Source organism: uncultured Maribacter sp. (genome assembly GCF_963977385.1).
Taxonomy (GTDB): Bacteria; Bacteroidota; Bacteroidia; order Flavobacteriales; family Flavobacteriaceae; genus Maribacter.
The window spans coordinates 727,150-740,534 of the sequence record NZ_CAXBOU010000001.1; the positions used below are offsets into that span (position 1 = coordinate 727,150).

7 protein-coding genes are annotated in these 13,385 nt (G+C 34.7%); 5 read left to right on the forward strand and 2 right to left on the reverse strand.

Annotated features, from left to right (window positions below):
* Positions 1–352: 352 nt before the first annotated feature.
* Complete coding sequence (locus tag AAC084_RS03060; protein WP_339836726.1) at positions 353–2,005, forward strand: solute:sodium symporter family transporter; 1,653 nt, start codon at positions 353–355, stop codon at positions 2,003–2,005.
* Positions 2,006–2,463: 458 nt separating this feature from the next.
* Here the strand turns inward: AAC084_RS03060 and AAC084_RS03065 are convergent, their stop codons facing one another.
* Positions 2,464–4,056: a RagB/SusD family nutrient uptake outer membrane protein gene (locus AAC084_RS03065; RefSeq protein ID WP_339836729.1), complete on the reverse strand. Its 1,593-nt coding sequence runs from the start codon at positions 4,054–4,056 to the stop codon at positions 2,464–2,466.
* 18 nt (positions 4,057–4,074) lie between these two features.
* The gene (locus AAC084_RS03070) at positions 4,075–7,140 is read right to left on the reverse strand and encodes a SusC/RagA family TonB-linked outer membrane protein (protein WP_339836733.1); all 3,066 of its coding nucleotides are present in this window, start codon (positions 7,138–7,140) and stop codon (positions 4,075–4,077) included.
* A gap of 324 nt (positions 7,141–7,464) precedes the next feature.
* Between AAC084_RS03070 and AAC084_RS03075 the strand changes: the two genes are divergently transcribed.
* From AAC084_RS03075 to AAC084_RS03090, 4 genes are read left to right on the forward strand one after another with little or no spacing between them, the layout of a single operon-like run.
* On the forward strand, positions 7,465–8,487 hold the full coding sequence (locus AAC084_RS03075; RefSeq protein ID WP_339836736.1) for a LacI family DNA-binding transcriptional regulator: 1,023 nt from the start codon (positions 7,465–7,467) through the stop codon (positions 8,485–8,487).
* A 13-nt stretch (positions 8,488–8,500) separates the two neighbouring features.
* Positions 8,501–9,169, forward strand: a complete 669-nt coding sequence (gene pgmB / locus AAC084_RS03080) for a beta-phosphoglucomutase (RefSeq protein ID WP_339836739.1) — start codon at positions 8,501–8,503, stop codon at positions 9,167–9,169.
* A gap of 44 nt (positions 9,170–9,213) precedes the next feature.
* Complete coding sequence (locus AAC084_RS03085; protein WP_339836742.1) at positions 9,214–11,517, forward strand: glycoside hydrolase family 65 protein; 2,304 nt, start codon at positions 9,214–9,216, stop codon at positions 11,515–11,517.
* A gap of 48 nt (positions 11,518–11,565) precedes the next feature.
* Positions 11,566–13,341, forward strand: a complete 1,776-nt coding sequence (locus AAC084_RS03090) for an alpha-amylase family glycosyl hydrolase (RefSeq protein ID WP_339836744.1) — start codon at positions 11,566–11,568, stop codon at positions 13,339–13,341.
* Positions 13,342–13,385: the final 44 nt, after the last annotated feature.

Consider the following 13,385-nt stretch of genomic DNA (forward strand, 5'->3'; position numbering starts at 1 on the left):
AGAATTTGGAAATAGCACATTAATAAAAGGAAAATTTTGAGCAATAATCCTTTAAACGTAATTCGTTTATTAGGATTTAATAAGCACTCTACTTTTGTTTCTCAAATTTTTTATAAACTACTAAAATTGAATGAATCACTCGTAAAATAGTATCTAAAAAATTAGATTGCAAGATAGCCAAATACCTACTATTTGCTAGGTTTAATTTGCAAAAGTCGGTGTTAATATTTATCGAAATCGTTATAGATGATGTTGAAAAATATGAATAATTGCTTTTTCATAGCTTGAATTTAGAAGTAATGAAAATAATCCAATATATTTAGGCTTGACTAAGTAACAAACAACCAACCATATGATAGGGATTTTATCTTTTTTAGGCTTTACGATTTTAGTAGCGGTGATTTCATATTTTGCAACAAGAAGTACAAATGAGCAAACTTCCGATGGTTATTTTCTAGGTGGAAGAAGTTTAACGGCTGGTGTAATCGCAGGATCATTATTACTTACCAATTTATCAACTGAACAAATTGTAGGTCTTAATGGAAGTGCATATACAGACGGATTATCTGTTATGGCTTGGGAAACCTTAGCTGCAATAGCAATAGTTGTAACTGCAATATTCTTATTGCCAAGATATTTAAAAGGAGGACTTACCACGGTACCTCAGTTTTTAGCCAAACGATTTGATGTAGCTACTAAAACGCTTACTTCCGGATTATTTCTGACTGGTTATGTGGTGGTTTTACTTCCTGTTATATTGTATTCAGGTTCAGTAGCGATTAGCGGAATGTTTGACGTACCGACTCTTTTAGGTGTATCGGATAGCACGGCATTGGTTATTTGTATTTGGGGAATTGGAATAATAGGTTCCATTTATGCCGTATTTGGTGGGTTGAAAGCAGTAGCGGTTTCTGATTCTATAAACGCGATAGGTTTATTGATTGGTGGGTTACTTATTCCAATTTTTGGATTAATGGCAATTGGTGATGGTAGCGTATTTACGGGACTTGAAACTTTAATTAATACTAATCCTGAACGATTTGATTCTACAGGAAATGCCGGTCAAGAGGTTCCTTTTAGCACCATATTTACAGGTATGATGTTAGTTCAATTGTTTTATTGGGGTACTAATCAACAGATTATTCAAAGGGCTTTGGGAGCTAAAAATTTAGCAGAAGGTCAGAAGGGTTTATTACTAGCGTCATTCTTAAAAATATTGGGTCCGTTAATATTGGTTTTACCTGGTATGATAGCGTATCATTATTTTGATGGTAACCTAGAAACAAGTGATTTAGCCTACCCAGAGTTAGTACGTGCCGTATTACCTAAACCATTGGTTGGTTTTTTCGCAGCGGTATTGTTTGGTGCTATATTAAGTTCATTTAACAGTGTGTTGAATAGTTCTGTTACCCTATTTGGTATTGATATATACAAGGAGCATATCAATAAAAATGCATCAGAAACAACGGTAGTAAAGTATGGGAAGATTTTTGGGATATGTTTAGCGTTGGCAGCAATGTTTATAGCACCATTAATTGCAAATGCAGGTAGTTTATTCAATTACTTGCAAGAAATAAATGGAATATACAGTATTCCTATTTTTACAATTATAGTAGTTGGATACTTGACGAAAAGGGTTCCTGCAATTGCTGCGAAAATCGGTATCCTTTCTGGTTCAGTATTATATATAATTAGTCAGTTTTGGCTTAAGAATAAGTTCGTTGATGAGGCTTTGGCAGATGCAAATGCTTCTGGTATTACAGACCCTAGTATGCTTAAGTTGATTGAAGCAGAAGCATATCCACATTATTTACACATTATGGCTATTTTATTTGCCACCAATATTATTATAATGCTAATTATTGGAGCAATTAAACCACGTAAAGAACCCTTTGTTTTGGAGTATACGAAACAAGTTTCCATTACACCTTATAAATATGTAAATCAGGTTGGTATAGCCATTTGCTGTATAGTAATAGGAATTTATGTCTATTTTGCTAAGTAGTAGTTTTTCTAATCATTTATGATTGTTGGTTCTACTAAATAAGTTGACCTATTAAACAATTAAACACCCCTAAGTTATCTTAAATAATTTAGGGGTGTTTTATTTCTATTATTATCAACCTTAAAAGAGTTGTAGGGTCAATTTTTAGATTATTGCTTTCAAGGCATGTTTGTATTGTTGTTTCTTAATAATTCGGTTTATGGAACATCAATTAGGTATAGTTGTGTGTTGTAGAAGGTGAATTCACATTAGTTAGTCAACTGAAGTATAATAGTTATTCTTTTCGATACACATTTATTCAGAATTAACTATTCACTTATAACGAATATATAATACCATACACTTGTCTTTACCATAGCTAAAATCTACTAAGATTTGTATTTTTTTAATCTACATCATAAAAACAAAAAGGCCTCCACTAATTGGAGGCCTTTTTAAACTTAAACTTAATTTATTGTTTAGTATCCTGGATTTTGAACAATATTAGGATTAGCTAATACATCTGCAAAAGGAATAGGAAAGATTATTGATCTTGCTTCTGTTGCATCTTTAAGATTCCATGCTCTTAAATATTGATCAAATCTAATCAAATCTTGTCTTCTTGTTAATTCTGCATACATTTCTCTTCCGCGTTCTGCTAGAAGATCAGATTCAGCCACAGAGCCTAAAACAGAAGCTCCTCTTATTACTCTTAAGGCATTAATCATACCTGTGACATCGGTACCCATTCTAAACATTGCTTCTGCTTTCATTAGATAGTCATCTGCAAATCTATAGCGAACGGTATGTGCTCTTTGGTCACCACCTTCTTCATTAGGATGATACTTTAACATTCTTGTTCCATCAGTTTCTAACACTGCGTTATCGGCAGGAGATGTATATTCTGCTTTAGTTACTTCTTTGGTAAATACCAAAGGTACACTACCTACTCCAGCTCTTGCCGTTAACGGAGTGCCGTCTTGTTCGTACTGTTGTCCGATTAAGAAACCATAACCTATTCCAAGATTGTCCGCATTTGCAGTTTCTGCATCTGGAACCCAACCTCTACGTTCTTCTTGGCCATCACCTACGTAATTGGTGTCTGGATCACCTTCAAATAATTGATAGAATTCAGATAGGGTAGCAAAACCATTCCAGCCACCACCGTCGTTGGATCCCGGAAAGTTTAAATTATAATGCAAAGTGTTCCAAATTCTTGGGCCCGTAGCTGCTGGTGACCACCATATTGTCTCTACGTCATTACTAGGTCTAAAAATATCAAAGAAATCACCAGAGGCTGCCAATGTGTAACCATCTGCCTCAATTGCATCAACGGCATCAACAACAATCTGCATGTCTGCATTATCAGGTGCAGTCCCTAGGTAAACATGCTTATTCAAGTGTAATTTCGCCATTAAATGGTTGGCAGCAGCCTTAGTAGGTGTTTGCTTTAATTCAATTCCACTACCCGCAGTTACTTCTGGAAGATCTCTTAATGCAATTGTAAGATCTGCTACAATACTGTCAATGGCAACTTGCCCTGTCAATACGGTTGGAATTTCACTATTTGGTGCATTAACATCTCTGTAAGGTACCTGTCTCCACATATCTAGAATCCAACTCATTGCCCAAGCTCTATAGAAACGTGCTTCTGCTTTTAGTTCTGTAACATCTCCTCCGGCAGTAGTAACACTTCCTGGGTCGATTACACGTGTAGCATTTATTGTAATGCTATTAAGAGCCTGCCAAGATAATCGTATATCTTGTAAATCTGCATTCCAAGAATGTTGATGCATTGCTAACCATCTACCATTGTCTCCCCAATCCGTTCCCCTTGTAGCTACTACATATTCATCAGTAGTAACTTCGTTTAAGGCGTATAGACCATCTTGGTTTCCTAAATTACCCGCAGTTATAATATTGGAAATATTTGCAACTTCACCTTGCACGTTTGCAACTCCTGCAAAACCTTCTGATATTAATGAATCTGTAGGCTCTATCTCTAAGTCTGTACAAGAAAAAGCCAGCGCTATTGGGAGTGCGAAACATAAATAATTTACTATTTTTTTCATAATCCTATTTTTTTATTTTTAAAATGTAACGTTAAATCCTAAACTAAAAGTAACTGGTCTTGGATATGAAAGATAATCTATGGAAGCAGACGGAAAACCATTATCTGGTATATCCGTAGTACTAACTTCAGGATCTAAACCACTATATCCTGTTAGCAAAAATAAATTCTGACCAACAGCACTCAAGCGCATACTTTTAAACATGCCATCTCCACTTAAAGGTACATTGTATCCAATGGATGCAGTTTGAAGTCTAACAAAGTCTCCTTTTTCTAAAAAGAACGTACTTGGATTGGTTGCGGATAAAGTTATATTATCGTCTAGAACACTTCTTAAATTATTTCTACTTCCAATTTGTGGTGCAGCAAATAGTGCATTTGCCGTGTTGTTATAAACGTAAAACCCAAATTGACCTGAAAAGAATAAAGATGCATCCCAGTTTTTATAATTTAAACTAGTTGATAAACCAGATACAATTTTAGGTAAAGCAGACTTGTCCTGAATAGTTGGGTCTGTATCAACTTGAAAATTTTCGTCTACTTCACGTAATTCATAGGTATATAAAGGTTTTCCATCAGTTAAAACTTGTGAAGTAGTACCTGTAAGACCTTGGCCATATAAGTTACCTGCCTGAATGTTAGGGCCATTGTAATCTGTTAGCTCATTTTGGTTGTAAGAAATATTGAAATTGGTATTCCAATTAAAATCTTCAGAGGCAACTAGGTCATAATCCAGTCCTAATTCTACACCTTGATTTATGATAGTACCATCAATATTTTGAAAAACAAAAGGTGAAGTTGCTGGCTGTACCGCTGGTAAATTTAATAGAATATCATTTGTCTCTTTTCTATACAAATCAATAGTAGCAGTCAAACGGTCATTGTTGAATCCAAAATCAAAACCCAAACCATATTGTGTTGTTGATTCCCACTTAAGATCAGGGTTTGCAAATGCAACTTCTTTCGTCGCTGGTGATGATAATTGTGAATTGCTTCCTATTTCCAAAGCATCCCATCTTGTTCTATTTAAATAGGCTCCATATCCAAGTCCGTCTTGATTACCTGTAATACCCCAACTTACTCTTAATTTAAGGGTAGAAAAAGTTTCTTCATTAATAAAGTCTTCTTCATTTAATTTCCAGGCAAAAGCTGCTGAAGGGAAAATACCATACTTATTGTTTCCACCAAATTTAGAAGAACCATCTGCTCTTACCGTACCAGTAAATAAATATTTATTATTTAGGGTGTAATTTAATCTTCCAAAGAAAGACTGTAATTCATCAGTAAAATCAAAAGTATCAACTGAGAACGCATTAATTGGAATGCCAGGCAAACTACTACTTGTAGTTGAATTTATATTCGGTGATAATCCCAAAATTCGATATTGATTACCGTCCCCAGGAAGATCGTTAAATGTACCGATGCCATAACCTTGATAATTACTTGCAAGATTACGAGTGTCTTGATAAGCTTGTTGAGTACTTGAGACTATTTGATTCATGTCTGATGTACTGTACCCTTGACCCAATAGGTTTTGACCGTTTCTATTAAAATCTTGGAAAGAATAACCAACAAGCGCATCAAATTTAGAACTTTCAAATTCTTTATTATAGTTTATTGTTAGTTCCATTAATTTGCTCTCTGTGTTTAGGTTACTAACGATTCCAAGTCCATTACCAACAGCACCATTGGTAAACCCAAGAATGTTTGGGCTTACTACTTGACCTCTTGTAGATTCTGAGGTGTCAAGACCAAAATTCACTTTGGCTGAAAGTTCGTCAGTAAAATCATAGTTTAGAGATACACTTCCAAGAAACCTGTCTGTACCTGTATTATCGTCATAAAATGCTAAAAGATTTGCAGGGTTTCTATCTGGATCAGCCCCAATATTAGGATTAGCAGCTAGGGTAGGGTTAGAGTAATAGGTAGCTGCCAATAAATCTCCAGTACTACCTGAAGTTCTACTAATAAACGGTGCTCTATCATTAATTCTAGATACAGTTCCTTGTGCATTCAATGTTAACTTATTATCAAAAAAACGTTGAGTTAAATTTACTCTACCTGTAAGACGCTCTAAATCTGTATTTTCAATAACACCAAATTGTTTGGAATAACCAAGTGTAGCCCTAATATTTCCAGAACCGTAGTTTTGTGAATAGGAAAGGTTATTATCGGTAGATGCAGTAGTTCTAAAAAGATATTCTTGCCAGTCCGTAGATCCTCCAAGATTACCACCACCTCTTTCTACAAACTCATCAGTAGATAAAAGGTCGTATTTGTTCGCTACCGTAGCAATGTTTAAATTGCTTGAGAAACCCCATTGACCTTGAGTTCCTCCACCTTTTCCAGATTTGGTTGTTATTACTACTACACCGTTCGCACCTCTAGAACCGTATATTGCAGTTGCGGAAGCATCTTTAAGAACACTCATGCTTTCAATATCATTAGGGTTCAAAAAGTTTAATGGATTTTTAGCGCCACTACTACCAGCACCTAAATCACCACCTGATGCAGAAACACTTTCATTGGAAACTGGAACACCATCAATAACGAATAATGGACTGTTATTACCTCGGACAGAGCCTGCACCTCTAATTCTTAAAGTGATTCCTGCACCTGGCTCACCACTACCTTGTGATATTTGAACACCGGCAGTTTTACCTTGTATTAGTTGTTCTGGAGATGAAATAATACCACCGTTAAAGTCTTCCGATGAAACGGAAGAAACAGATCCAGTAGCATCTTTTACAGTAGTAGTACCGTAACCGATGATTACAACTTCATCAAGAGCTTCAGCATCTTCGTCCAAAGTAAAGTTGATAGTGCTTCTTCCGTTAATAGCTACCTCTTGTGTTTTATAACCGATATAGCTTACGATAAGTATTGCACCATCTTCAGCGGTCAAAGTATAATTACCGTCAAAATCGGTTTGCGTACCGTTAGTCGTGCCTTTCTCAAGAACACTAGCTCCTGGTAAAGGTCCACTTGCATCTGAAACAGTTCCAGATACTTCTTGTGCCTGAGAAAGTCCAAAGCACAAAAATGTACTTAGCACTAACAAGCTTTTTAGGAATGTAATCTTCATAAATTGTTAATTTAAGTTGAGTTAATTTGATTTCAATTGTTAAAAATATGTAAAATGACGAGTGGATTAGAATATAGTGAAAGTTAAAATATTACGAAAACGGTTTCGTGTTAATAACTTTTGTTTTTTACGAGTATAGTGAATGTAAATACTCAGATTTATAATATCGGTAAATTTAAACCTACATTACTGAGAATATATAAGCAACATCAAATATATGAAAAATACTTTTGTGTATCTTAACAGGATTATTGTGAACTTAATTAGGTCTTAAGCTTTTAGAAAATTTTAAGTTCTTATCTTAAAATTTTAAAACCCTATCCATTGAAACGAAAAATCAAATTAAAAGATATTGCTAGGGAATTGGATGTGTCCATTTCAACGGTTTCCAAGGCTTTAAAGAATAGTAAAGAAATAAGTAAAGACACAAAAGATAAAATAAAGGCATTCGCCAAGTTCTATAATTATCGTCCCAATAATATAGCGCTCAGTCTAAAAAATAAGAGATCAAAGAATATTGGGGTAATCATTCCAGATATTGTACATCATTTTTTTACTACCGTTTTTAGGGGTATAGAAAAATATGCGAATGAAAAAGGTTATAATGTTATCGTTTGTATTTCAGACGAATCTATGGAGAAGGAAGTTGTCAATATGGAGATGTTAGCAAATGGCAGTATAGACGGCTTTATACTCTCCTTAAGTGCAGAAACTCAATTGAAAAATGACTTTACGCATTTAAAGGAATTACTGGATCAAGGTATTCCTATTGTTCTTTTTGATCGTGTAGCCTCTGAGATAGAATGTGACAAGGTTATTTTGAATGACAAGGAAATAGCACGTGAAGCCGTTGAGCATTTTATTAAAGCAGGATCAAAGAATATCGCCTTAGTAACCACGGAAAAACATTTCAATGTTAGTGAAAATAGGCGTAAAGGTTATGAAGAGGCTTTAAAAAACCATGATATAAAGGGTGATGAAAATTTGATTTTGATCTTACCTCATGATATGGAAAATGATAGGGCTATAACAGCGTTTTTTCAAAATAATAAGATAGATGCAGTGTTATGTGTCAATGAAATTTTTGGCATTCAGTGTCTCAGTATTATACAAGAATTAGGTTTTAATGTACCAAATGATATTTCGGTTATTGGTTTTACTGATGGAATATTGTCAAGGTTTTCGGTACCAAGATTAAGTACGGTTGCTCAACATGGTGAAAAAATGGGTGAACAAGCAGCTCAATTACTTATTGATCGGATGGAGTCGGTTGAGGAAGTTGATGAGCCTTTTAGAACAGAAATAATAAATGCAACATTAATTAAACGAGGTTCTACAATCAATTAATACTTTTGTGATTATGGGAAAAGTAGGATTTATTTTTGATTTAGATGGGGTAATCGTAGATACGGCAAAGTATCATTATCTGGCCTGGAAGAAATTAGCCAATGAATTAGGGTTTGAATTTTCTAAAGAACAAAACGAACTATTTAAAGGGGTGAGTAGAAAAAGGTGCTTGGAGATTTTATTAGATATAGGGAAGGTGAAAGCTACTCAAGCGCAGTTCGATACTTGGATGGTGGAGAAAAATGTAGACTATTTGAACTATATTGAGGATATGAATGCAAGTGAAATATTGCCCGATGTGCCAAGGGTGCTTGACTATTTAAAGAAAGAGAATATTCCTATTGCGTTGGGTTCTGCAAGTAAGAATGCTAAACCAATTCTAGAGAAGGTTAATTTGGTGTCCTATTTTGACAGTATCGTAGATGGCAATAGTGTGACTAAGGCAAAACCTGATCCTGAGGTGTTTTTGATTGCGGCTAATAATTTAGGGGTAGCCGCTAGTTCTTGTGTTGTTTTTGAGGATGCCGTTGCAGGAATACAGGCTGCTAATAGTGCGAAAATGACAAGTATTGGAATTGGAGACTCAAATATTCTTAATGAGGCCGATTATAATTTCAAAGATTTTACAGAGATAAGTGATAGTTTTTTGGCATCGATTTTAAATAAAAATTATAAAAAATAAATCTGGCTATTTATTCATAGTTCAGTTAATTTCAACAGTAAATAATGAATCAAGATTATATAAAAGCGGATAGGTGGTGCATCATTGAGGAAGGTTTTGATAAAGAAAATGTAAAATCATCTGAAAGTATCTTTAGTATTGGTAATGGCGCAATGGGTCAGAGAGCTAATTTTGAAGAAAGTTATTCTGATGAAACTTTTCAAGGTAGTTATATCGCTGGTGTTTACTATCCTGATAAAACCCGCGTCGGTTGGTGGAAAAATGGCTATCCAGAATATTTTGCAAAAGTATTGAATGCTCCGAACTGGATTGGCATTAAAATATATATAAATGATGCCGAGCTAGATTTAGCGACGTGTAAAAAAGTGTCTGACTTCAAAAGAGAACTGAATATGAAAGAAGGTATTTATACCAGAACCTTTCAGGCAGTTACTTCTAATAATGTAGAAATAGACGTAAACGTTAAACGTTTTTTGAGTTTAGATATTGATGAAGTAGGTGCTATTTCATATTCAGTAAAAGTTCTAAAGACTGATGCTAAAATTGTTTTCGAACCCTATTTAGATAGCGGTATTACTAATGAAGACAGTAATTGGGACGATAAATTCTGGAATACAACCAATATCGATACTTCTGAAAATCGTGCTTTTATAAAAGCGCATACCATGAAGACAAATTTTGAGACCTGTACATTTATGCAGGCATCTCTTAATAATAATGGTAAAGAAGTGTCTGCTTCGCAAGGTGAAAAGTCTGAGAAATATGTTTCATTAAAATTTGAGCAAATTGCAAAAGCAGGTGAAAACTTGACGTTAACCAAATTTGGAGGTTATACCGTAACAAGAAATCATGATGCAAAAGAATTGGTAAGTGTAGCCAATGATACTTTGGATAAAGCTTCTTCATTAGGATTTGATGGTCTATTACAAAAACAAAAAGAAGCTTGGGCTTCAATTTGGGAAATGAGTGATATAGTCATTGAAGGTGATGTAAAGGCGCAACAAGGTATCCGATTCAATATTTTTCAATTGAACCAAACCTACTTAGGTACAGATTCGAGATTAAATATTGGGCCAAAAGGATTTACAGGAGAAAAATATGGAGGTAGTACTTATTGGGATACCGAAGCATATTGTATTCCTTTTTACATGGCTACCAAAGATGATAAAGTAGCTAGGAAATTATTGAAATATCGATACAATCATTTAGAAAAAGCCATAGCAAATGCTACAAAACTTGGGTTTTCTAATGGTGCAGCATTATACCCTATGGTGACAATGAATGGTGAAGAATGTCATAATGAGTGGGAAATTACTTTTGAAGAAATTCATAGAAACGGTGCCATTGCTTTCGCGATACATAACTACTATAGATATACGGGCGATTACAGTTACATACCCGAAATGGGATTAGAGGTATTGATAGGCATCGCTAGGTTTTGGCACCAACGAGTTAACTTTTCAAAAGACAAGAATAAGTACGTGATGCTGGGTGTCACGGGTCCAAATGAATATGAAAATAATGTAAATAATAATTGGTACACGAATTACTTAGCCAAATGGTGCATTAATTATACGTTGATACAATTGGATAAGGTGAAAAGCGGCTATCCAGATGATTATCATAGAATTATAGGTAAGACCAAATTAACGGATAGGGAATGTGAAAAATGGAAGAAGGTTGCCGATCACATGTATTTTCCATATTCAAAAGAGATTGGGGTGTTTTTACAACAAGACGGCTTTTTAGATAAAGATTTGGTGAAGGTGAAAGATTTGCCAAAAACTGATAGACCTATAAATCAAAAATGGAGTTGGGATAGAATTCTAAGATCACCATATATAAAACAGGCCGATGTTTTACAGGGTTTTTACTTTTTCGAAGAAGATTTTTCATTAGAAGATTTGGAAAAGCATTTTGATTTTTACGAACCGTTTACCGTTCATGAATCCTCATTATCACCATGTGTACATAGTATTCAGGCAGCAAAACTGGGAAGAATGGATCAAGCTTATAATTTCTATTTAAGAACATCTAGGTTAGATTTAGATGACTATAATAAGGAAGTTGAAGAAGGCTTGCATATTACGTCAATGGCTGGTACATGGATGAGTATTGTCGAAGGTTTTGGTGGTATGCGAGTTATCGACGATAAACTTTCTTTTAAACCTCAGATACCGAACCAATGGAAAGCTTATTCATTTAAAGTAAATTTCCGTAACCGAATTATAAAAGTAAAGGTAACTTCCGAATCAACATCATTTGAATTGTCAGGTTCTAAAGAAGTTTCCATTCGGGTTAATGGTGAAAAAGTAGCACTATTTCCAGATGAGTTGGTTACCGTATAGTCATGATAATTTTATCCGAAGTAAATATTAGAATACCAAAATAGGCGAATGAATAAGAAAATAGTTATTTATCATGTATTCACTAGACTTTTTGGAAATACCAATACCAATAATAAACCTTGGGGTACTATTGAGGAAAACGGAGTTGGTAAGTTTTCCGATTTTACAAAAAAGGCACTTACTGCAATAAAAGATTTAGGTGTAACACATATCTGGTATACTGGCATTCCGCATCATGCTGTTATAAACGATTATACGGCGTATGATATTTCTAATGACGACCCAGATGTGGTAAAAGGTAGGGCAGGATCTCCTTATGCAGTTAAAGATTATTACAATGTTAACCCAGATTTAGCAAAAAATCCTGCTAAAAGGTTAAATGAGTTCAAATCACTAATTGAACGTACCCACAAAGCTGGTATGAAGGTTATAATTGATATTGTTCCTAATCATGTTGCAAGACGGTACGAAAGTAAGACCAACCCAAAAGGGATTTCTGATTTTGGTTTTGGTGATGATACATCGGTAGAATATCAAAAAGATAATAATTTTTATTATATCCCTGGTACTGAATTTCAAACTCCTGTATGGCGAAATGGATATGTTCCACTTGGGGGCGATACACCTAATTTATCTAATGCCAAATTGGTCGAAATTCCAGCAAAATGGACAGGTAATGGGTCTCGTAGTCCACAGCCCGATATGAATGATTGGTATGAGACTGTTCGTATTAATTATGGAGTTAGACCAGATGGTGGATTAGATTTTGACATGCTACCCAATGACTTTGGTGAACGCGATTATAAAGAACATTATAATTACTGGAAAAAGAGAGTGGTACCAAGCTCTTGGAGAAAATTTAGAGATATAGCACTGTATTGGTTGAAATTGGGAGTAGACGGATTCAGGTATGACATGGCCGAAATGGTGCCGGTCGAATTTTGGAGTTTTATGAATTCTTCGATTAAAATGAAGAATCCTGATGCCTTTATTATGGCCGAGGTTTACAATCCAGATTTGTATAGAACATACATCCATAAGGGTAAAATGGATTATTTATATGACAAGGTAGATTTCTATGACGGACTAAAGCATATTATGAAAGGCTACGGCTGGTCAGACCATTTGCCAGTGGTGCAAAATGGATTGCAAGATATTGAACATAATATGCTTCACTTTTTAGAGAACCATGATGAACAGCGAATTGCTAGTCCAGAATTCGTAGGTAACCCTGAAATAGGAAAACCTGCCATGGTAGTTTCTGCTACGATAAGCACATCGCCTACAATGATTTATTTTGGACAAGAAGTAGGTGAGCCAGCAGCAGAGAATCCGGGTTTTGGTAGTGCTTCGCGAACATCTATATTTGATTATGTAGGGGTTCCACATCATCAGCGATGGGTAAATAACAAGAAATTTGATGGGGGGCAATTAAAGCCAGAAGAATCATCATTGCGCGATTTTTATAAAAGGCTTTTAACTTTTACAGTGGGTAGTGAAGCTTTAATGGGTGCCTATCGTGAAATTCATTTTTACAATAAAGAAATTACAGAGAATTATAATCATAGAGTATTATCATTTGTTCGATGGTCAGAGAATCAAAAATTGATAATTGTTTCGAATTTTGACAGTAACGACCATTTTTCTTTCGACTTAAAGCTGCCTGTCGATTTAATTGACAATTGGCAATTAAAAGAAGGTTCGTATATTTTGAAGGATGTGCTATACGGTCATTCAAATTCATTGAGAATAGATAATGGCGAAGGTCATATATCAATTCAATTAAATCCGTTAGAATCCTTTATTTTTGAATTAAAATCTTAATACATGTTTAGTAGAATCACACTATTATTTATTTGTCTCTCCTT

What these genes read in the sequence shown, in the direction of transcription:
- AAC084_RS03060 (WP_339836726.1), top strand. Translation starts at nt 353, where the DNA reads ATGATAGGGATTTTATCTTTTTTAGGCTTTACGATTTTAGTAGCGGTG.
- AAC084_RS03065 (WP_339836729.1), bottom strand. Translation starts at nt 4,056, where the DNA reads ATGAAAAAAATAGTAAATTATTTATGTTTCGCACTCCCAATAGCGCTG.
- AAC084_RS03070 (WP_339836733.1), bottom strand. Translation starts at nt 7,140, where the DNA reads ATGAAGATTACATTCCTAAAAAGCTTGTTAGTGCTAAGTACATTTTTG.
- pgmB (WP_339836739.1), top strand. Translation starts at nt 8,501, where the DNA reads ATGGGAAAAGTAGGATTTATTTTTGATTTAGATGGGGTAATCGTAGAT.
- AAC084_RS03085 (WP_339836742.1), top strand. Translation starts at nt 9,214, where the DNA reads ATGAATCAAGATTATATAAAAGCGGATAGGTGGTGCATCATTGAGGAA.
- AAC084_RS03090 (WP_339836744.1), top strand. Translation starts at nt 11,566, where the DNA reads ATGAATAAGAAAATAGTTATTTATCATGTATTCACTAGACTTTTTGGA.